Source organism: Mesorhizobium carmichaelinearum (assembly GCF_900199455.1).
In the GTDB taxonomy this organism is placed as follows: domain Bacteria; phylum Pseudomonadota; class Alphaproteobacteria; order Rhizobiales; family Rhizobiaceae; genus Mesorhizobium; species Mesorhizobium carmichaelinearum.
Window position 1 is genome coordinate 1 of sequence record NZ_FZQR01000141.1, and the last position, 712, is coordinate 712.

General features: G+C 70.8%; 1 protein-coding gene. It reads left to right on the forward strand.

Annotation, left to right across the window (positions count from 1 at the left end; genetic code table 11):
• The coding region (locus tag CKW40_RS42385; RefSeq protein WP_095205402.1) for a DUF7146 domain-containing protein at positions 1 to 712 on the forward strand (712 nt) is incomplete at both ends.

Sequence of the window (712 nt, forward strand, 5' to 3'; positions counted from 1 at the left end):
GGTCGCGGACGAGGCGCGTCGCTTCCTCGCCATGCCGCGGTCCCGACTGCAGTCTCAGACCCTTGGAGCGCAGCGCCAACCTGCCGCGGCACGCGGTTCGCCCGACGCCGCGCGTCGCCTGTTCGCCCTGTCGCAGCCGATCGCCGGCACCCTCGCCGAGCGTTACATTGCCGGCCGCGGCATTCTGCTTTCCACGCGCGAGCGCGCCCTGCGCTTCCATCCCGCCTGCTATTACCGGGATCTCGTGACGGGCGAGATGCAGACGCTTCCTGCCCTGATCGCGGCCCTCAGCGGCCTCGATGGTCGCATCGCCGGCCTGCAACGTACCTGGCTTGATCCTGCGGGCAATGGCAAGGCGCGGGTCGCCGATCCACGCCGCTCGCTGGGGCACCTTCTGGGTAACGGCATCTGGCTTGGCTTCCAGCCCGGTACGTCTGTTCCGGTCATGTCTGCCGGCGAGGGTTTTGAGACGATGGCCTCGCTCCGGACGGTGATGCCGGCCCTGCCGGTGGCAGCCGCCGCCTCGGCCAATCACCTCGCCGGCCTGATCTTCCCGCCCGGCTGTACCCGCCTCTACATCGCGGCCGATGCGGACGCCGCCGGCCGGCATGGCATCGAGCGTCTCAGCCGGCGAGCAGGCGAGGCCGGGATCCTCGCCCTGGTGCTGCAGCCGCGGCTCGGCGACTTCAACGACGATCTCCGGCAGCTCGGC